This is a genomic window from Streptomyces sp. NPDC048560 (assembly GCF_040650955.1).
GTDB lineage: Bacteria > Actinomycetota > Actinomycetes > Streptomycetales > Streptomycetaceae > Streptomyces.
The window spans coordinates 130,916-149,677 of sequence record NZ_JBEZIJ010000006.1 but is presented as its reverse complement, the minus strand read 5'-3'; the positions used below and the strand labels follow the sequence as shown (position 1 = coordinate 149,677).

Annotated in this window: 15 protein-coding genes; 6 read left to right on the top strand and 9 right to left on the bottom strand. The window is 71.3% G+C overall.

All coding sequences use genetic code 11. The annotated features are described in order from the left end of the window. Window positions 1-3 precede the first annotated feature (3 nt). Both AB0C82_RS17880 and AB0C82_RS17875 read left to right on the top strand, forming a co-directional pair. On the top strand, window positions 4-507 hold the full coding sequence (locus AB0C82_RS17880) for a PH domain-containing protein (RefSeq protein WP_362842460.1): 504 nt from the start codon (window positions 4-6) through the stop codon (window positions 505-507). Beyond that, window positions 504-2,039: a PH domain-containing protein gene (locus tag AB0C82_RS17875; protein WP_362842458.1), complete on the top strand. Its 1,536-nt coding sequence runs from the start codon at window positions 504-506 to the stop codon at window positions 2,037-2,039. The genes AB0C82_RS17880 and AB0C82_RS17875 overlap by 4 nt, the downstream gene beginning before the upstream one ends. On the opposite strand, the gene AB0C82_RS17870 is transcribed toward AB0C82_RS17875, so the two are convergent. From AB0C82_RS17870 to tkt, 6 genes are all read right to left on the bottom strand, one after another. Next, window positions 2,011-2,376: a VOC family protein gene (locus tag AB0C82_RS17870; RefSeq protein WP_362842455.1), complete on the bottom strand. Its 366-nt coding sequence runs from the start codon at window positions 2,374-2,376 to the stop codon at window positions 2,011-2,013. The two genes, AB0C82_RS17875 and AB0C82_RS17870, sit on opposite strands and share 29 nt — an antisense overlap. A gap of 78 nt (window positions 2,377-2,454) precedes the next feature. Next, window positions 2,455-3,237 (bottom strand): 6-phosphogluconolactonase, encoded by a 783-nt coding sequence (pgl, locus tag AB0C82_RS17865; protein ID WP_362842452.1) that lies wholly within the window; start codon window positions 3,235-3,237, stop codon window positions 2,455-2,457. Next, window positions 3,234-4,265: a glucose-6-phosphate dehydrogenase assembly protein OpcA gene (gene opcA, locus AB0C82_RS17860; protein WP_362842449.1), complete on the bottom strand. Its 1,032-nt coding sequence runs from the start codon at window positions 4,263-4,265 to the stop codon at window positions 3,234-3,236. The genes pgl and opcA overlap by 4 nt, the downstream gene beginning before the upstream one ends. After that, window positions 4,262-5,794: a glucose-6-phosphate dehydrogenase gene (gene zwf, locus AB0C82_RS17855; RefSeq protein ID WP_362842447.1), complete on the bottom strand. Its 1,533-nt coding sequence runs from the start codon at window positions 5,792-5,794 to the stop codon at window positions 4,262-4,264. The genes opcA and zwf overlap by 4 nt, the downstream gene beginning before the upstream one ends. Before the next feature lie 4 nt (window positions 5,795-5,798). Further along, window positions 5,799-6,917: a transaldolase gene (gene tal, locus AB0C82_RS17850; protein ID WP_362842444.1), complete on the bottom strand. Its 1,119-nt coding sequence runs from the start codon at window positions 6,915-6,917 to the stop codon at window positions 5,799-5,801. Window positions 6,918-6,950: 33 nt separating this feature from the next. Next, window positions 6,951-9,038, bottom strand: coding sequence for a transketolase (gene tkt / locus AB0C82_RS17845; RefSeq protein ID WP_362842441.1), 2,088 nt, complete (start codon window positions 9,036-9,038; stop codon window positions 6,951-6,953). Between the two features lie 287 nt (window positions 9,039-9,325). On the opposite strand from tkt, the gene AB0C82_RS17840 reads away from it, so the two are divergent. The 3 genes from AB0C82_RS17840 to AB0C82_RS17830 all read left to right on the top strand — a co-directional run bounded on the left by AB0C82_RS17840 (window position 9,326) and on the right by AB0C82_RS17830 (window position 11,974). Next, window positions 9,326-10,279, top strand: a complete 954-nt coding sequence (locus AB0C82_RS17840; protein ID WP_362842439.1) for a heme o synthase — start codon at window positions 9,326-9,328, stop codon at window positions 10,277-10,279. Between the two features lie 115 nt (window positions 10,280-10,394). Beyond that, window positions 10,395-10,751, top strand: coding sequence for a hypothetical protein (locus tag AB0C82_RS17835; protein WP_362842437.1), 357 nt, complete (start codon window positions 10,395-10,397; stop codon window positions 10,749-10,751). 86 nt (window positions 10,752-10,837) lie between these two features. After that, complete coding sequence (locus AB0C82_RS17830) at window positions 10,838-11,974, top strand: amidohydrolase (protein ID WP_362842435.1); 1,137 nt, start codon at window positions 10,838-10,840, stop codon at window positions 11,972-11,974. Between the two features lie 19 nt (window positions 11,975-11,993). On the opposite strand, the gene AB0C82_RS17825 is transcribed toward AB0C82_RS17830, so the two are convergent. From AB0C82_RS17825 to AB0C82_RS17815, 3 genes are all read right to left on the bottom strand, one after another. Continuing rightward, on the bottom strand, window positions 11,994-12,965 hold the full coding sequence (locus AB0C82_RS17825) for a COX15/CtaA family protein (protein WP_362842433.1): 972 nt from the start codon (window positions 12,963-12,965) through the stop codon (window positions 11,994-11,996). 75 nt (window positions 12,966-13,040) lie between these two features. Further along, window positions 13,041-13,808 (bottom strand): ABC transporter permease, encoded by a 768-nt coding sequence (locus AB0C82_RS17820; protein WP_362842431.1) that lies wholly within the window; start codon window positions 13,806-13,808, stop codon window positions 13,041-13,043. Beyond that, window positions 13,805-14,731, bottom strand: a complete 927-nt coding sequence (locus AB0C82_RS17815; RefSeq protein WP_362842429.1) for an ABC transporter ATP-binding protein — start codon at window positions 14,729-14,731, stop codon at window positions 13,805-13,807. Before AB0C82_RS17815 ends, AB0C82_RS17820 begins: the two co-directional genes overlap by 4 nt. A gap of 345 nt (window positions 14,732-15,076) precedes the next feature. Between AB0C82_RS17815 and AB0C82_RS17810 the strand changes: the two genes are divergently transcribed. Further along, the gene (locus tag AB0C82_RS17810; RefSeq protein ID WP_362842427.1) at window positions 15,077-18,664 is read left to right on the top strand and encodes a S8 family serine peptidase; all 3,588 of its coding nucleotides are present in this window, start codon (window positions 15,077-15,079) and stop codon (window positions 18,662-18,664) included. Window positions 18,665-18,762 lie beyond the last annotated feature (98 nt).

Below are 18,762 nucleotides of genomic sequence, written 5' to 3'. Positions count from 1 at the left end.
GACGTGGTGACGGGGGAGGGGACGGTACGGCTGCGTCCGCCGCGCAACACGCTGGACCGCAGAGCCGTCGGCTGGTGGCGGGCCCAGTGGCTGCTGCTGACGGCTGTGCCCGTGCTGGTGCTGGGTGTACTGGGCGCGTACCTCGCGCCCGCGCGGTTCTGGCTCCTGACGGCCGCCGTCGTACTGGCGGCCGCCGGGACGGTCTGTGCCGTCCTCCTCCCCCTCTGGTGGTTCCGCACGCACCGCTGGGAAGTCACCGACGAAGCGGTCTACGTCCGCACCGGAGTCCTCCGGCAGGAGTGGCGGATCGCGCCGATGTCCCGGATCCAGACCGTGGACACCGTGCGCGGCCCCCTGGAGCAGCTCTGGCGGCTCGCCACGGTCACGGTGACCACGGCCTCCGCCAAGGGCGCCGTACGGATCGAGGGCCTCGACCACGAGGTGGCGGCGGAGCTCGCCGAGCGGCTGACCCGGATCACCCGGGACACTCCGGGGGACGCCACATGAGCACCCCCGCCGACGACTGGCGGCGCCTGGACCGGCGTACGGTCCTGGTCACCGCACTCGTCACGGCGGGGGTGCTGCTGGGCGCGGCCGTGCCGGTCGGGTTCGCCCTGGCCGGCCGCTTCGGCACCGGCAGCGCCGTGACCTGGGTCCCCGTCGCCGTCGTGGTGATCACCGGCTGCTCCGCCGGTATCGACCACGTGCGCTGGCGCCGCACCCGCTACCGCGTCGGTGCCGAGCGCGTCGCGCTGCACACCGGCCTCCTGCTGGTGAAGGAGCGCTCGCTGGCCCGTGAGCGCATCCGCAGCGTGGACCTGACCGCCCGTCCGCTGCTGCGCCTCCTGGGGCTCGTCACGGTCCGTATCGGCACCGGCGAGCACGTGGGCGGCGACTCGGCCCTGGAACTCGACCCGGTGACCCGCGCCGAGGGCGAGCGGCTGCGCCGTCTGCTCCTGGAGCGCGCGGACACCGGAGCCGCGGGCAGCCACCGCGAGGGCGAACTGGTCGCGCTGGACCTCAGGTGGATCAGATATGCCCCGGTCTCCTTCGTCGCCCCCATGCTGGGCGGCGCGGCGGCCGGGGCCGTGATGCAGGTCAGCGAATGGGTCGGGGCACAGGGGCAGGTGATCGCCTGGGCCGAGGATCTGTTCCGCGAGACCCCGCTCCTGTGGACCGTCCTCGTGCTGGTCCTGGCCGCTGTGGTCGCGGGTGTCGTCGGCGCGCTCGGACTCTGGGTCGAGATGTGGTGGAGCTACCGCCTGGAGCGCGAACCGGGCGGCACCCTGCGGGTGCGCCGCGGTCTCCTCACCTCCCGGTCGGTCTCCATCGAGGAACGGCGGCTGCGCGGGGTAGACCTCGTCGAACCGCTCGGGGTGCGGCTGATGGGGGCCGCCAGGCTGGACGCGATCACGACCGGCCTCGCCGAGGACGACGAGGAACAGCACGGGTCCCGCAACACCCTCCTGCCGGCCGTGCCGCGTCAGCTCGCCGGCAGGGTCGCCGCCGATGTCCTGCGCGAGCGCACGACGCCCACGGGCGCCGCGCTGACCGGTCACCCGCGCGCCGCCCGCCGCCGACGGCTCGGCTGGGCCCTGTGGTCCGTGCTGGTGCCCGTGGCGGCCTCGGCCCTCATCGGCGCCCTGCTGACGCCCGTCCTCAGCTGGATCGCCCTGGCCTGCGCGGTGCTGATCCTGCCGCTCGCCGTCCTCCTCGCCCTCGACGCGTACCGCGCCCTGGGCCACGCCGTCGTCGGCTCCTACCTGGTGACCCGCTCCGGCACGGTCCGGCGCTCGACGGCCGCGCTGGAACGGGCCGGTGTGATCGGCTGGACGGTGCGGCAGTCGTACTTCCAGCGGCGGGCCGGGCTCCTGAGCGTCACCGCCACGACGGCCGCGGGAGCGGGCGCCTACACGGTGCACGACGCCGATGCCTCCGAGGGCCTGGGCTTCGCCGCCGAGGCCGTACCCGGCCTGCTGGAGCCCTTCCTGGAGCGCACCACCAAAGCCCCTACGGCTGACCGTGCGTCGTGTCGATGACGCAGAAGCGGTTGCCCTCCGTGTCGGCGAGCACCACGAAGTCCGGGTCCGGCGGGTAGAGCTCCCACGCCACCCGCCGCGCCCCGAGGGCGAGCAGCCGCTCCACCTCGGTGTCCTGCTCGTCGGTGTACAGGTCGAGATGGACCCGGGGGACCTCCTGCACGGGTACCTCGCTGCGCCCGAGGGACAGGCCCACGCCCGTTCCCCCGGCCGGGACCAGGACCACCCAGTCCTCCTTCAGCGGCTCCCGCTCCACATAGCCGAGCGCCGACTTCCAGAACGACGCCGCACGCCGCACGTCCGACGCACCCATCACCACGGTTCCGATACGCATCATGGGCACGAGGCTTTCATGACGGAGGCCCGGCCGCTCCTGAGAGCGACCGGGCCTCCGTATCATCCTGCTGACGGTCCCTCAGGGAGAGGCCGGGGGGTAGAGGGCGCGCGGCAGCTGCGAGGCCGCCGACGCGTCCAGCAGCCACAGCGTGCGGCTGCGTCCATACGCCCCCGCCGCCGGGGCCTGGATCTCCCCGGCGCCGGACAGGGCGATCGCCGCGGCCTCCGCCTTGTCCTCGCCCGCCGCCAGCAGCCACACCTCACGCGCCGCCCGGATGGCGGGCAGTGTGAGCGAGACGCGGGTCGGCGGCGGCTTGGGCGCACCGTGCACACCGACGACGGTGCGCTCGGTCTCCCGTACCGCGGGCAGCTCGGGGAAGAGCGACGCGACGTGCGTGTCCGGTCCGACGCCCAGCATCAGCACGTCGAACGTCGGTACGGGGCCGTGGTTCTCCGGACCCGCAGCCGCCGCGAGCTCGGCCGCGTACCCGGCGGCGGCCGCGTCCGCGTCGTCGCCGTACGGGCCGTCGGATGCGGGCATCGCGTGCACCCGGGACGGGTCGAGCGCCACCGAGTCCAGCAGGGCCTCGCGGGCCTGCGTGACATTGCGCTCCGGATCGCCCTCGGGCAGGAAACGCTCGTCCCCCCACCACAGGTCGAGCCGCGACCAGTCGATCGCGTCCCGTGCGGGCGTGGCAGCGAGAGCGGCCAGCAGGCCGTTGCCGTTGCGCCCGCCGGTCAGCACCACCGAGGCGTATCCGCGAGCGGCCTGGGCGTCCACGACCTTCGTGATCAGCCGGGCCGCCGCGGCCTGCGCCATCAGCTCCTTGTCGCGGTGCACGACCAGCTGGGGAGCGTTCACTTCGAGGCCGCCTTCTTGGCAGCGGCCTTCTTGGCGGCTCCCGGGGTGGCAGCGGGGGTGGCGGCCGGGGCCTTCTCCCCGGACTTCCCGGACTCCGCCTCGGGTCCGGCCAGCTTGTCCGGGCCGAACTTCACCGCGGAGGCGTAGGTGGTGTCCGGGTCGAGACGCCGCAGCTCCTCGGCGAGGAGTTCGGCGGTCTCCCGGCGCTTGAGCGCCACCCCGCGGTCCGGCTGGCCCTCCATGGAGAGCGTGGCCAGGGACCCGTCGGGCCGGTGCAGCGTGACCGTGCCGTTCTTCGTCTCCATGCGGACGGCCGTCAGACCTGGACCCTCGGACTGCGTCCGCTCCACCGGGACGCCGAGCCGGTCCGCGAGCCACATGGCGAGCAGCTCGCAGCTCGGGTTGTCCGACTCGCCCTCGACGGAGGCGGCCACGACCTCCGCGGCCTGCTGGTCGAGCGCGGCGGCCAGCATGGAACGCCACGGTGTGATGCGGGTCCACGCCAGGTCCGTGTCGCCGGGGCTGTACGTCGCCCCGCGCACGGCCAGCTCGTCGAGCGGCCTGACCGCCGAGTAGGTGTCCGTGATGCGGCGCTGGGCCAGCGCGCCGAGCGGGTCCTTCGCCGGGTCGGCGGGCGCGTCCTGCGGCCACCACACCACGACGGGTGCGTCCGGCAGCAGCAGCGGAAGGACCACCGACTGGGCGTGGTTGGCCAGTTCGCCGTGCAGCCGCAGGACGACGGTCTCGCCGGTGCCCGAGTCGGAACCGACCCGCACCTCGGCGTCGAGCCGTGCGTCGCGCCGGCTGCGCGGTGAACGGCTGACCCGCTTGATCACCGCGATGATCCGCGAGGGGTGCTCGCGGGAGGAGTCGCTCGCCGCCTTGAGTGCGTCGTAGGCGTTCTCCTCGTCGGTGACGATGACGAGGGTGAGCACCATGCCGATCGCCGGGGTGCCGATGGCACGGCGGCCCGACACGAGCGCCTGATTGATCTTGCTGGACGTGGTTTCCGTGAGATCGATCTTCATGGCCGGCGCCAGCTCCGTCCGTCGCGTGCGAGCATCTCGTCAGCCTCGGCCGGACCCCAGGTGCCGGCCGCGTACTGAGCGGGCTTGCCGTGCTTGTCCCAGTATTCCTCGATCGGGTCGAGGATGTTCCAGGAGAGTTCGACCTCCTGGTGGCGGGGGAAGAGGTTGGCGTCGCCGAGCAGCACGTCGAGGATGAGCCGCTCGTACGCCTCGGGGCTGGACTCCGTGAAGGACTCGCCGTACGCGAAGTCCATCGTGACGTCCCGGACCTCCATGGAGGTGCCGGGCACCTTCGAGCCGAACCGGACCGTCACGCCCTCGTCCGGCTGGACCCGGATGACCAGGGCGTTGCCGCCCAGCTCCTCGGTCGCACCGGACTCGAAGGGCAGGTACGGGGCGCGCTTGAAGACGACCGCGATCTCCGTGACCCGGCGGCCGAGCCGCTTTCCCGTGCGGAGGTAGAACGGCACGCCCGCCCAGCGGCGGTTGTTGATCGTCAGCTTGATCGCGGCGAAGGTGTCGGTCACCGACTTGGGGTCGATGCCGTCCTCCTCCAGATAGCCGAGGACCTCTTCGCCGCCCTGCCAGGCGTGGGCGTACTGGCCGCGCACGGTGTGCTTGCCCAGGTCGTCCGGCAGCTCGACCGCCGTAAGCACCTTGAGCTTCTCGGCGACCAGGGCCTTGGGGTGGAAGGAGCCGGGCTCCTCCATCGCCGTCAGCGCCAGCAGCTGGAGCAGGTGGTTCTGGATGACGTCACGGGCCGCGCCGATGCCGTCGTAGTAACCGGCCCGGCCACCGATGCCGATGTCCTCGGCCATCGTGATCTGGACGTGGTCGACGTAGGACCTGTTCCAGATCGGCTCGAACATCGTGTTGGCGAAGCGCAGCGCCAGGATGTTCTGGACGGTCTCCTTGCCCAGGTAGTGGTCGATACGGAAGACCTCGTTGGGCGGGAACACGTCGTGCACGAGCTGGTTGAGCTCCTGCGCGCTGGTGAGGTCGTGCCCGAAGGGCTTCTCGATGACGGCACGCCGCCAGGAGCCCTCCTTCTGGTCGGCCAGCCCGTGCTTCTTGAGCTGCTGGACGACCTGCGGGAAGAACTTCGGGGGCACGGACAGGTAGAAGGCGAAGTTGCCGCCCGTGCCCTGCGCCTTGTCGAGCTCCTGGATGGTGGCCTTCAGGGTCTCGAAGGCCTCGTCGTCGTCGAAGTTGCCCTGGACGAAGCGCATCCCCTGGATGAGCTGCTGCCAGACCTCTTCGCGGAACGGCGTACGGGCGTGCTGCTTTACGGCGTCGTGGACCTCCTGTGCGAAGTCCTCGTTCTGCCATTCGCGGCGCGCGAAGCCGATGAGCGAGAAGCCCGGCGGCAGCAGGCCGCGGTTGGCCAGGTCGTAGACAGCGGGCATCAGCTTTTTACGGGACAAATCGCCCGTGACGCCAAAGATGACCAGGCCCGACGGCCCCGCGATACGCGGGAGCCGTCGGTCCTGGGCGTCACGAAGCGGGTTGGCTCCGGGAACACCAGACAAGTGGTCAGCCCTCCGAAGGGGCGAGGCGCTTGAGTTCCGCCTCGGTGGAGTTGAGCAGGTCGATCCAGGACGCCTCGAACTTCTCGACGCCCTCGTCCTCGAGGAGCTGGACGACGTCGTCGTAGCTGACCCCGAGCTTCTTGATGGCGTCGAGGTCGGCACGGCCCTGGTCGTAGCTGCCCGCGATGGTGTTGCCGGTGATCTCGCCGTGGTCGGCGACCGCGTCGAGCGTGGCCTCCGGCATGGTGTTCACCGTGTTCGGGGCGACGAGCTCGTCGACGTACAGGGTGTCCTTGAGGGACGGGTCCTTCACGCCGGTCGAGGCCCACAGCGGGCGCTGCTTGTTGGCCTGGGCCTTGTCGAGGGCGGCCCAGCGGTCGCCCGCGAAGACCTCCTCGTACGCCTCGTAGGCAAGGCGTGCGTTGGCCAGGGCGGACTTGCCCTTGGCGGCCTTGGCCTCGTCGCTGCCGATCGCGTCCAGGCGCTTGTCGATCTCGGTGTCCACGCGGGACACGAAGAAGGAGGCGACCGAGTGGATCTTGGAGAGGTCCAGGCCGGCGGCCTTCGCCTTCTCCAGGCCCGTCAGGTAGGCCTCCATGACCTCGCGGTAGCGCTCGAGCGAGAAGATCAGCGTCACGTTGACGCTGATGCCCCGCCCGATGACCTCGGTGATCGCCGGCAGACCGGCCTTCGTCGCCGGGATCTTGATGAGCGTGTTCGGGCGGTCCACCAGCCAGGCGAGCTGCTTGGCCTCGGCGATCGTGGCCACCGTGTGGTGCGCCAGGCGCGGGTCGACCTCGATGGAGACCCGGCCGTCCTGGCCCTGCGTGGCGTCGAACACCGGACGCAGGATGTCGGCGGCGTCACGGACGTCCGCCGTCGTGATCATGCGGATGGCCTCGTCGACGGTGACCTTGCGGGCGGCGAGGTCGGTGAGCTGCTGCTCGTAACCGTCACCGTGCGAGATCGCCTTCTGGAAGATCGACGGGTTCGTGGTGACACCCACCACGTGCGACTGGTCGATCAGCTCGGCGAGGTTGCCGGACGTGATCCGCTTGCGCGAGAGGTCGTCCAGCCAGATCGCCACGCCCTCGTCGGAGAGGCGCTTGAGTGCGTCTGTCATTGGTATTGCATCTCCTACTGTCGTATAAGTGCGTCAGCGCGCGGAGGCGGCGATGGATTCCCGGGCGGCGGCGGCGACGTGCTCCGCGGTGAAACCGAACTCGCGGAAGAGGACCTTCGCGTCGGCGGAGGCACCGAAGTGCTCCAGCGAGACGATCCGGCCCGCGTCCCCGACGTACCGGTGCCAGGTCAGGCCGATGCCCGCCTCGACGGCGACGCGGGCCTTCACGGACGGCGGCAGAACACTGTCCTTGTACGCCTGGTCCTGCTCCTCGAACCACTCGACGCACGGCATCGACACGACTCGCGTCGGCACACCGGCGGCCTGGAGCTGCTCGCGCGCCTCGACGGCGAGGTGCACCTCGGAGCCCGTGCCGATCAGCACGGCCTGTGCCTCACCGCCCTCGGCGTCGAAGAGCACGTAACCGCCCTTGGCCGCGTCCTCGTTCGCCTCGTACGTCGGCACGCCCTGCCGGGTCAGTGCCAGACCGTGCGGAGCGCCCTTGCCGAACACCTTGGTGTAACGGCGCAGGATCTCGCGCCAGGCGATGGTGGTCTCGTTCGCGTCGGCCGGGCGCACGACGTTCAGGCCCGGGATCGCGCGCAGCGAGGCCAGGTGCTCCACCGGCTGGTGGGTCGGGCCGTCCTCGCCGAGACCGATCGAGTCGTGCGTCCACACGTGCGTCACCGGGAGGTGCATCAGCGCGGACAGGCGCACGGCGTTACGCATGTAGTCGGAGAACACCAGGAAGGTGCCGCCGTAGACGCGGGTGTGGCCGTGCAGCGCGATGCCGTTCATGGCAGCCGCCATGGCGTGCTCGCGGATGCCGAAGTGGATCGTCCGGCCGTACGGGTCCGCCTCGGGCAGCGGGTTGCCGGCGGGGAGGAACGACGACGTCTTGTCGATCGTCGTGTTGTTCGAGCCCGCCAGGTCGGCGGAGCCGCCCCACAGCTCGGGGATGACCTCGCCGAGGGCCTGGAGGACCTTGCCGGAGGCCGCGCGGGTGGCGACACCCTTGCCGGCCTCGAACACCGGAAGCTTCTCTTCCCAGCCCACGGGCAGCTCACCCGAGGAGATCCGGTCGAACTCGGCGGAGCGCTCCGGGTTGGCGGTGCGCCACGCGGCGAGGGACTTCTCCCACTCGGCCTTGGCGTCGCGGCCGCGGTCCAGCGCCTCGCGGGTGTGCGCGATGACCTCGTCGGAGACCTCGAAGCTCTTCTCGGGGTCGAAGCCCAGCACCCGCTTCGTCGCGGCGACCTCGTCGTCGCCGAGCGCCGAGCCGTGCGCGGCCTCGGTGTCCTGGGCGTTCGGGGCGGGCCAGGCGATGATCGAGCGGGCCGCGATGAACGACGGGCGCTCCGTCTCGGCCTTCGCCGCCTGGAGCGCCTTGTAGAGGCCCGCCGGGTCGAGGTCGCCGCTGGGCAGCTGCTCGACGCGCTGGACGTGCCAGCCGTACGCCTCGTACCGCTTGAGGGTGTCCTCGGAGACCGCGGTCTCCGTGTCGCCCTCGATCGAGATGTGGTTGTCGTCCCACAGCATGACGAGGCTGCCGAGCTTCTGGTGCCCGGCCAGCGAGGACGCCTCCGCGGAGATGCCCTCCTGGAGGCAGCCGTCACCGGCGATGACGTAGACGTTGTGGTCGAACGGGGAGGTGCCGGGGGCCGCCTCGGGGTCGAACAGGCCGCGCTCGTAACGAGCGGCCATGGCCATGCCCACGGCGTTGGCGACACCCTGGCCGAGCGGCCCGGTCGTCGTCTCGACGCCCGTGGTGTGGCCGTACTCCGGGTGACCCGGGGTCTTGGAGCCCCAGGTGCGGAACGCCTTGAGGTCGTCGAGCTCCAGGCCGTATCCGGCCAGGTAGAGCTGGATGTACAGGGTCAGGCTGGAGTGGCCCGCGGAGAGCACGAACCTGTCACGTCCGGCCCACTCCGCGTCCGCGGGGTCGTGCCGCATCACCTTCTGGAAGATGGTGTACGCGGCGGGAGCCAGGCTCATCGCCGTACCCGGGTGGCCGTTTCCGACCTTCTGTACGGCGTCCGCGGCGAGGACGCGGACAGTGTCCACGGCCCGCTGGTCCAATTCGGTCCACTGGAGGTCTGTGGTGGTCGGCTTGGTGCTCACCCTGAGTCAGGGCTCCTCTCCACTGTCGTAAGCCGGTGGCTGTCTACCGCACCGGGCGATGTCGAGCCTACCCCCGACGCCACGCGCTGCTTTCGAGTAGTTACCAGGGTGACGGCGACCTGCGGAGTTCGCCTCCTGACCGAAGCTGTCCGTTCATTACCGCGCAACCCCAACACGAGCCCACCCCCGCGAAGGGCGGCGTATCCGCAACGTCTACAGTGGTCTGGTTCGCGCAAGTCTTTACCGGGCCTTCACTCCCGGAGCTTGCTGGGATTTCTCTGTCAGGGGTGTGCGTGACGGCCGTCGAGTCCCGACCCGCAGGGGTCGCCTTGACTCCGAGCCCAGGGGGCCATCGCCCGTTCGGGGCCCGCATCAAGGCATTCGTGGCGCTTACCAAGCCGCGGATCATCGAGCTGTTGCTCATCACCACTGTTCCGGTGATGTTCCTCGCCGCTCAAGGTGTTCCAGACCTGTGGCTCGTTCTCACTACCACCATCGGCGGATATCTCTCCGCGGGTGGTGCCAATGCGCTGAACATGTACATCGACCGCGATATCGACGCGCTGATGGACCGCACGTCGCAGCGTCCGCTGGTCACCGGCATGGTGAGCCCCGTCGAGTGCCTCGTATTCGGTATCTCGCTCGCGGTGGTCTCCACCGTCTGGTTCGGGCTGCTCGTCAACTGGCTCTCGGCGGCCCTCGCTCTCGGGGCACTGCTCTTCTACGTCGTCGTCTACACGATGCTCCTGAAGCGCCGCACCTCGCAGAACATCGTCTGGGGCGGAATCGCCGGCTGTATGCCGGTGCTCATCGGCTGGTCGGCCGTGACCAATTCCCTCTCGTGGGCCGCGGTCATTCTCTTCGCCGTCATCTTCTTCTGGACGCCGCCGCATTACTGGCCGCTGTCGATGAAGGTGAAGGATGACTACGCCCGGGTCGGCGTGCCGATGCTTCCGGTCATCGCCACCAATCAGGTCGTCGCCCGCCAGATCGTGATCTACAGCTGGGTGATGGTGGCGGTGTCGCTGCTGCTGACCCCGCTCGGCTACACCGGCTGGTTCTACACGGCGGTGGCCCTCGTGACCGGCGGCTTCTGGCTCTGGGAGGCGCACGGCCTGCAGACCAGGGCCAAGTCCGGAGTGACCGGGGCCAAGCTCAAGGAGATGCGGCTGTTCCACTGGTCCATCACCTACGTCTCGCTGCTCTTCGTCGCCGTGGCGGTGGACCCCTTCCTGCGCTGACCACGCCTTCTGCGGCGTTTCCCAGCAGACGCTCCGGCCTACGGGCGGGTCACGTGGCACAGACCACGTGGCCCGCCCGTCGCCAGTTGATCTACCGCTCGATAGCATCCATTACATGGCAGAGACGGCAGAGACCCAGCAGGTGGACGGCAGGCAGGCGGCGCGTGCGGAGCGCAGGGCGGCGAAGCTGGCCAAGCAGATCGGCGCGTTCGCCAAGGAGCACGGCGGCGCCGAGGGCCACCTCGCGCACACCGGGCAGACGGGTACCCGCATCGTCCTCGTAGGACAGGACGGCGGCTGGGGCGACCTCGTCGCTCCCTCGTACGAGGTGGCGGACAGCGCGGCCCTGAAGTCCGGGATAACGATGCACGCCGAGTTCGACGGCGACTTCGCGGCCAGGATCCGCACCGGACCGTACGAGTGGTCCCGGATGGCCGGCATCCAGCTCGGCGGGCCCTCCAACAACCGCTGAGCCGTTCGGGACAGCACACGGGCAACACCTGACACGGGGCTCACCCGTTAGGCCGTGCATACGCACGCCATCGCAGGGAGCCCCGGATGACCGACACACTGCCCGTGGCGGATCTGGTCGACCAGAACTGCCACGGGGTGCTCCGCGCCGAGCTGGGCCTCGCCACCTTCGAGGCCCAGCTGTCCACGGCCGGCTCAGGGCCCGCCCCGGGCACCACGTTCTTCGACACCCAGACCGGATTCGCCGTACGCCGCTGGTGCCCGCCCCTGCTCGGCCTGGAGGCGCACAGCGCGCCCGCGCACTATCTGGCCAGGCGCAGGGAACTGGGCGTGGTGGAGACCACCCGCCGCCTGCTGCGCGCCACCGGAGTCCGCGCCCGTCTCGTCGACACCGGGCTCCCGGAGGACCTCCTCAGCCCGAAGGAGCTCTCATCGGCCGCCGGAGCCGAGGCCCGGGAGATCGTCCGGCTCGAAGTGCTGGCGACACAGATCGCCGACACCTCCGGCACCGTCGACTCCTTTCTGGTGAACCTCGCCGAGGCCGTCCACGCCGCCTCCGCCTCCGCCGTCGCCTTCACGTCGGTGGCCGGTGCGCGCGCGGTCCCGGCACAGGAGGCCGGACCGCCGGGGCCGGGGGAGGTGCGCATCGCGGCGGGCCGGTGGCTGGCGGGCCGGGAATCGGAGCGCCGCGCGGCCCGCAGCGGAGCCGGCGACCGCCGAAGCGGCTGCGGGCCGCCGGCCGATCCCGTGCTGCTGAGACACCTGATGTGGACCGCCGTCGCGTGCGGGCTGCCGCTCCAGCTCCCCCTCGGGGCGGTTGACCCGGTGCGGCTGGCGGGCTTCGTCACCGCCACCGCCGGTCTCGGCACCGACCTCGTACTGCTGCACAGCTACCCGCACCATCGCGGCGCCGCGCTGCTGGCCTCCGCCTACCCGCACGTGTACGCGGACATCGGCCCCGCTTGCGCCCGGACGGGAGCGCGTGGCGGGGACGTACTGGCGGAGTTCCTCGAACTCGCCCCGTTCGGCAAGCTGATGTACTCCAGCGGGGCGCGGGCGCTGCCCGAGCTCCATCTCGTCGCGGCACGGCAGTTCCACGAGGCGCTCGGCCGGGTGCTGGGCGCCTGGGTGGCCGACGGGGCCTGGTCGCGCCAGGACGCGGCACGCGTCGCCACGATGGTCGGGTCGGGCAACGCCCGGCGGGTCTACGGACTGGACGGCTGACCCGCCGCGGCGGCCGGGCTCAGCTCGCGACGGTCACGGCCGGGGTCTCCCGCACGGGGACGCCGGCCGTGACCTGCGGACGCTCCCTCATGGTCAGGAACAGCCGCAGCACGGCGATCCACATCAGGGCGGAGCCGAGCATGTGGACGCCGACCAGGATCTCGGGGACGTCGCTGAAGTACTGCACGTAACCGATCGCGCCCTGCGCCAGCAGCACGAGCAGCAGGTCACGGGCGCGGGCCCGGGAGTCGGCCGGGGCGTCGACCACCCGCAGCGCCAGCCACATCGCGATGGCCAGCGCGCAGACGACCCACGCGGCGATGGCGTGCACATGCGCGGCCGCGGCCCAGTCCCAGGGCATACGCGGCACGTCGCTGCTGTCCCCGGCGTGCTTGCCGGATCCGGTCACCGTCGTGCCGAGGGCGATCAGCACGACCGTGGTGACGACGATCGCCAGCGACAGGCCGCGCACGGGCCGGGGAGCACGCGGGCGGGGGGCGCCGTCGCCCTCACCGGCGCGCACCCAGGTGATGACGGTGACCGCCAGCAGAGCGTTGGCGAGCAGGAAGTGACCGGCCACCGTCCACGGGTTGAGTCCCGCCCACACCGTGATCCCGCCGAGCACGGCGTTCCCCATCACGAGCCAGAACTGGGACCAGGCGAGCCGGGTCAGCGTGCGACGGCGGGGCCTGGCGGAACGTGCCGCGATGATCGCCCAGCCGACCGCGGCCGACAGGACGTAGGTGAGCATCCGGTTGCCGAACTCGATCGCGCCGTGCAGACCCTGCTCGGGCGTCGCGAACAGGCTGTCGTCCGTGCACTTGGGCCAGGTGTCGCAGCCCAGGCCGGAACCGGTCAGCCGGACGGCACCGCCCGTGACGATGATGAACACGCTCATCACGACGGCCGAGAGAGCGGCGCGCCGCACCACCTCGGTGGACGGAGTCCAGCGCTTGGCGATGTAGGAGAGGGGGGTTTCCACGCGAACCATCGTAAGCGGGGGCTTGTGCACGTTTTCACGAGGGGTGGGTCAGGCCGGAATGCCCCCGTTCGCGGCCCCGGGCGCCTACTCCCAGCGGAAGAACCTCGCAGCCGCGCCCAGTCCGAGCACCGCCCAGACGGCGAGGACCGCGGCCTCGCCCCACGGCATCGCCGCGCCGTGCTGGAGGACGTCCCGCAGCCCCTCCGAAAGGGCCGAGACCGGAAGCAGCCCCAGGACCGCCTGGGCCGCGTCCGGGAACTTGTCGAGCGGCACGATCACGCCGCCGCCCACGAGGAGCAGCAGGAAGACCAGGTTGGCGGCGGCCAGCGTCGCCTCCGCCTTCAGCGTCCCGGCCATCAGGAGCCCGAGGCCGGAGAACGCGGCGGTGCCCAGCACCAGGAGCAGCAGTACGGCGAAGGGGTTGCCTTCGGGGGACCAGCCCAGCGCGAACGCGATCCCGGTCAGCAGCACGATCTGCAGCACCTCGGTGACCAGCACCGACAGAGTCTTCGCCGTCATCAGCGCCCAGCGCGGCAGCGGTGAGGCACCGAGTCGCTTGAGCACCCCGTAACGCCGCTCGAAGCCGGTGGCGATGGCCTGGCCGGTGAAGGCCGTCGACATCACGGCCAGCGCCAGGACGCCGGGGGTCAGGAAGTCGACCGGCTCGCCCGCGCCGGTGTCCACGACGTCGACCACGCTGAACAGCACCAGGAGCAGCGTCGGGATGATCACCGTGAGGAGCAGCTGCTCGCCGTTGCGCAGCAGCATCCGCGTCTCCAGAGCGGTCTGCGCGGCGATCATGCGCGGCAGCGGAGCCGCACCGGGACGGGGGGTGTACGTACCGGCGCTCATGCGCGCAGCTCCTTGCCGGTCAGTTCCAAGAAGACGTCCTCCAGCGTGTGCCGCTCCACGGAGATGCCGGACGGCATCACTCCGTGCTGGGCGCACCAGGAGGTCACGGTGGCCAGCAGCTGCGGATCGACGTCACCCGTGATGCGGTACGCGCCCGAAACCAGCTCGGCCGCCGCTGTGCCGTCGGGCAGCGCCTTGAGCAGCGAGCCGATGTCGAGCCCCGGGCGGCCGGTGAAGCGCAGCGTGTTCTCGGCGCCGCCGCGGCAGAGCGACTCCGGGCTGCCCTGGGCGATGACCCGGCCCGCGTCGATGATGGCGACGTCGTCGGCGAGCTCCTCGGCCTCGTCCATGAAGTGCGTGGTCAGCACGACCGAGACACCGTCGCCGCGCAGTTCCCGTACGAGATCCCAGGTGGAGCGGCGTGCCTGCGGGTCCAGACCCGCGGTCGGCTCGTCCAGGAAGACCAGCTCGGGACGGCCCACGACGGCCATCGCCAGGCCGAGCCGCTGCTGCTGTCCGCCCGACAGCCGCCGGTAGGTGGTGCGCCCGCAGCTGCCGAGGCCGAGCCGTTCGACCAGCGCGTCCACGTCCAGCGGGTCGGCGTACAGCCTGGCCATGTGGCGCAGCATCTCGTCGGCCCGCGCACCGGAGTAGACGCCGCCCGACTGCAGCATCACGCCCACCCGGGGGCGCAGGGCCGCCGCGTCGGTGACCGGGTCGAGACCGAGGACGCGTACAGTCCCGGCATCCGGCCGCCGGTATCCCTCGCAGGTCTCGATGGTGGTGGTCTTGCCGGCGCCGTTCGGGCCGAGGACCGCGGTGACCGCACCGGCCCGGACGTCGAGGTCGAGGCCGTCCACCGCGGTCCTGGTGCCGTACCGCTTCACCAGGCCGGCGACCTGGACGACCGACTCGCTGTTCATGGCCGGTAAGTCTAGGCAGTGACCGCGGGGCACCGGGGCGCGGGTCCCGCGGCGCGCGATTTCGCCAATGTGGCTCCGGGCCGGGGCAGGGGGTCTCCCGAGTGCGTCGGCCGTACTTCCCTGGGCCAAACCTCGGCACACCTCAAAGTTCGGCCAATGCCGCCCCGGGCTCCCCGGCGCCCACTTCCGTGTCCTGCGTCACGTCCCCCATGCTCCTCCCTGAGCTCATGCGGTTGCTGTGCCCCCCACACGCTCACGGGCAGCGGCGGTTGTGAGTGGCACCCGCGCCTGTTCCTTCATCCCCCCTACGGCGGGCGACCCCCGCCGCTCCCTGAAGGAGAGCTCGTGATCCGACGTTCCACGCGTCTCAGACGGCGGTCAGCCGCCGCACTCCTCACCGCGGCAGCGACCGCGTTACCCCTTTTGATCGGCGCAGCGCCGGCCCAGGCCGCAGAGACCGAGCCGGCGGCGCGGTCCGCGTACCGGGACAAGACCGAGAGCGGACTCCTCCGGCAACTCGCCACGCGGGACGAGGTGACCTTCTGGGTCGCCCTGAAGGCGGAGGCCGACGTCTCGTCCGCCCACAGGGCGAAGGGCAAGGCGGCCAAGGCCCGCGCAGTTCTCGAAACGAAGAGCGCGTTCGCCAGGAAGTCCCAGGCCGGAGTCATCGAGCTGGCCAGGAAGGCCGGAGCGACGTACACCTCGTTCTGGATCGCCAACACCGTGCAGATCACCGGTGACAAGGCGCTCGCCGAGAAGATCGCGGCCCGTGCGGACGTGGCGGCCATCGAGGCCGACGACCCCGTGACGATCCCCGACCCGCTGCCCGGAACGACGGAGCCCGAGGTCGACGCCGTCGAGTGGAACCTCGACCGGATCAACGCGCCCAAGGTCTGGAACGACCTGGGCGTCCGGGGTGACGGCATCGTCGTGGCCAACATCGACAGCGGCGTCCAGTTCGACCACCCCGCGGTCGCGGCCAGGTACCGGGGGCTGAAGTCCGACGGCACGTACGACCACGCGTACAACTGGTTCGACCCCACCGGGGTGTGCACCGGCACCGCGCCCTGCGACAACAACGGTCACGGCACCCACACCATGGGCACGATGGTCGGTGACGACGGCGCGGGCAACCAGGTCGGCGTCGCTCCCGGCGCCCGCTGGATCGCCGCCAAGGGCTGCGGCACGAGTTCCTGCGCCCAGGCGACGCTGCTCGCCGCCGGTCAGTGGATCGTCGCGCCCACGGACGCCTCGGGCGCCAACCCGCGCCCGGACCTCGCCCCGGACGTGGTGAACAACTCGTGGGGCTCCAACGTCATCGACACCTGGTACAAGGCCACCGTGCAGTCGTGGCGTGACGCCGGTATCTTCCCGGCCTTCTCCAACGGGAACAACGGCTCCGGCTGCAACACCGCGGGTTCGCCCGGCGCCTACGCGAACAGCTACTCATCGGGCGCCTTCGACGTCGACAACGCCATCGCGAGCTTCTCCTCGCGCGGCACGGGCGAGGCCGGCACCGTCAAGCCCAACCTCTCCGCGCCCGGCGTCAATGTCCGCTCCTCCTGGATGGGCGGCGGCTACAACACCATCTCCGGTACGTCGATGGCCTCCCCGCACACCGCCGCCACCGTGGCGCTGATGTGGTCCGCCTCGCCCGCGATCCGCGGCGACGTGGCCGCGACCGAGAAGCTCCTCGACGAAACGGCGATCGACACCGACAACACGGCCTGCGGCGGCACCGCGGCCAGGAACAACGTCTGGGGCGAAGGGCGCCTGGACGCGTACGCCGCGGTCGGCGCCACCCCGCGCGGTCCGCTCGGCGCACTCGGCGGCCGGGTCGGCTTCGGTGACACGGCCGTCGCCGACGCCACGATCACGCTGGACGGGCCGATGAAGGCGACCGTCACCACCGGCGCCGACGGCTCCTACGCCCTGCCCAAGGTGATGGCAGGCGACTACAGGGTCAACGCGTCCAAGTTCGGCTTCCACGCGGCCGAGGCCACCGTCACCGTCGTCGAGAACGAGACGGCGACCAAGGACTTCGCCCTCGTGCAGGCTCCCAGCGCCACCCTCAGCGGCGTCGTGACCACCGAGGCGGGCGCCGAGGCGGGCGCGGGCGTCACCGTCCGGGGCACCCCGGTCAAGACGGTCTCGGCCGCCGACGGCTCGTACACCCTGACCCTGCCGGTCGGCACGTACGACATCGCCGTGACCCCCGTCAGCCGCTGCGCCACCGGCACGAGCGTGAGCGTGGAGCTGACCGCTCCACTCACCCGGAACATCGAACTGGCCGGCCGGTCCGACACCTTCGGCACGACCTGCCGGCTGGGCGCCGGCGCCTTCCCGGCCGGTGACACGAAGCTGGCCATGAGCAGCCAGACCGCGGGCACGGGCCGCTTCGACCTGCCGTTCCCCGTCGGGCTCTACGGCAGGACCTACCGGGCGGCCAGTGCCACCACCGAGGGTGTCCTCGCCTTCGGCACCGTCAGCTCCTCCTCGGTCAACGCGAGCCTGCCGACGACGGGCGGGCCCAACGGGGCGCTCTACCCTTTCTGGGACAACCTCCAGATCGACAGCGCCTCCAGCGAGTCCGGCGTCTACTGGGCGGCCCGCGGCACCGCGCCGCACCGCTCCGTGGTCGTCGAGTGGCGGGACGTGCAGATCACCGCCTCGACCACCCAGCGGATCAGCTTCGCCGCGGTCATCGGTGAGGACGGGAGCGTCTCCTACCACTACAAGGACATCGGACCGGGCACGTACGAGAACGGGTCGAGCGCCACCGTCGGGATCGAGAGCGACACCGGCACGGACGCCCTCCTGTACTCGTACAACCAGGCGACCGTCGCCGACGGCATGTCTCTCTCCTTCAGCACCAGCAGGAGCGCGGTGGTCACCGGCACGGTCACCGACGCCAACGACGGGGAACCGGTGGCCGGCGCCACGGTGAAGGTCGGCCGGGGCGGGACCGCCCTCGCCACCGGCACCACCGGCGCCGACGGCGCCTACCTCGTCCAGGTCCCGGCCGAGGCCACCGAGGCCGGCTACGGCATCACGGTCGGGGCCGATCACTACGCCGGCGTCACCGCGGAGCGCGCGCTGAAGGCCAAGGGCGTCGCCGTGGCCGACGCCGTCCTGGCAACGGGGCTGGTCACGGCCTCCGCGGCGGACTACACCCTGGTGGTCCCGGCGGACCGGGACCGCACCCGCACCCTGACCGTGGGCAACGCGGGCACCGCCACGCCGTACACGGTGAGGGAGCGGGGCGACGCCGCCTGGGTCACGGCCACGCCCGCGTCCGGCGAGCTGGCGAAGGGCGCCGAGCAGAAGGTGGAGCTGACGTTCGACACCTCGGGCGTCACCCCGGGCTCGGTCCTGACCGGCACGCTGCTCGTCTCGTCGGACAGCGGCCGTCGACCGGTCGTCGAGATCCCGCTGAAGGTCGTCGTCCCTGCCTATCAGACGGCGCTCGACACCGGCGCAGCCGGTTCGGTGACGGACCTGCTGGGCGACACCTGGGGTCCTGACCGGGCGTACGCCGCCGGGTCGTACGGCCACATCGGCACGACGAGCAAGGTCGCGACGACGAAGACGATCTCCGGCACGGACGAGCAGGCGCTGTACCGGACCGCACGGAGCGGCGCGCTGGAGTACCGCTTCGACAACGTCCCCGACGGCGTCTACCGGGTCGAGCTCGGCTTCGCCGAGGTGAGCGGCACCAAGCCCGGCGCGCGCGTCTTCGACGTCCTCGCCGAGGGCAGGGAGTTCGTCCCCAACCTCGACATCGCGCTGGAGAAGGGCGTGTACGTGGCCCTGGACAGGACCCTCACCGTGGAGGTCACCGACGGCCAGCTGAACGTCCGGCTGTCGGCCATCCACGGCAAGTCCCTGGTGAACTCGATCCGGGTCTCCCAGCGGCCGGACCTGACCGGCTGACCAGCGGTATCTGACACAGCGGCGTCCACGCCCGCCCGGCCCCGCCGGGCGGGCCGTGGCACGGGTGGAGCAGGTGGCGCGGGAGGGCGGGCTGATCA

Excerpts from the sequence above, each read along its gene's own strand:
- AB0C82_RS17875 (WP_362842458.1), top strand. The coding sequence starts at position 504 with ATGAGCACCCCCGCCGACGACTGGCGGCGCCTGGACCGGCGTACGGTC.
- AB0C82_RS17870 (WP_362842455.1), bottom strand. The coding sequence starts at position 2,376 with ATGATGCGTATCGGAACCGTGGTGATGGGTGCGTCGGACGTGCGGCGT.
- opcA (WP_362842449.1), bottom strand. The coding sequence starts at position 4,265 with ATGAAGATCGATCTCACGGAAACCACGTCCAGCAAGATCAATCAGGCG.
- tal (WP_362842444.1), bottom strand. The coding sequence starts at position 6,917 with ATGACAGACGCACTCAAGCGCCTCTCCGACGAGGGCGTGGCGATCTGG.
- AB0C82_RS17835 (WP_362842437.1), top strand. The coding sequence starts at position 10,395 with ATGGCAGAGACGGCAGAGACCCAGCAGGTGGACGGCAGGCAGGCGGCG.
- AB0C82_RS17830 (WP_362842435.1), top strand. The coding sequence starts at position 10,838 with ATGACCGACACACTGCCCGTGGCGGATCTGGTCGACCAGAACTGCCAC.
- AB0C82_RS17825 (WP_362842433.1), bottom strand. The coding sequence starts at position 12,965 with ATGGTTCGCGTGGAAACCCCCCTCTCCTACATCGCCAAGCGCTGGACT.
- AB0C82_RS17820 (WP_362842431.1), bottom strand. The coding sequence starts at position 13,808 with ATGAGCGCCGGTACGTACACCCCCCGTCCCGGTGCGGCTCCGCTGCCG.
- AB0C82_RS17815 (WP_362842429.1), bottom strand. The coding sequence starts at position 14,731 with ATGAACAGCGAGTCGGTCGTCCAGGTCGCCGGCCTGGTGAAGCGGTAC.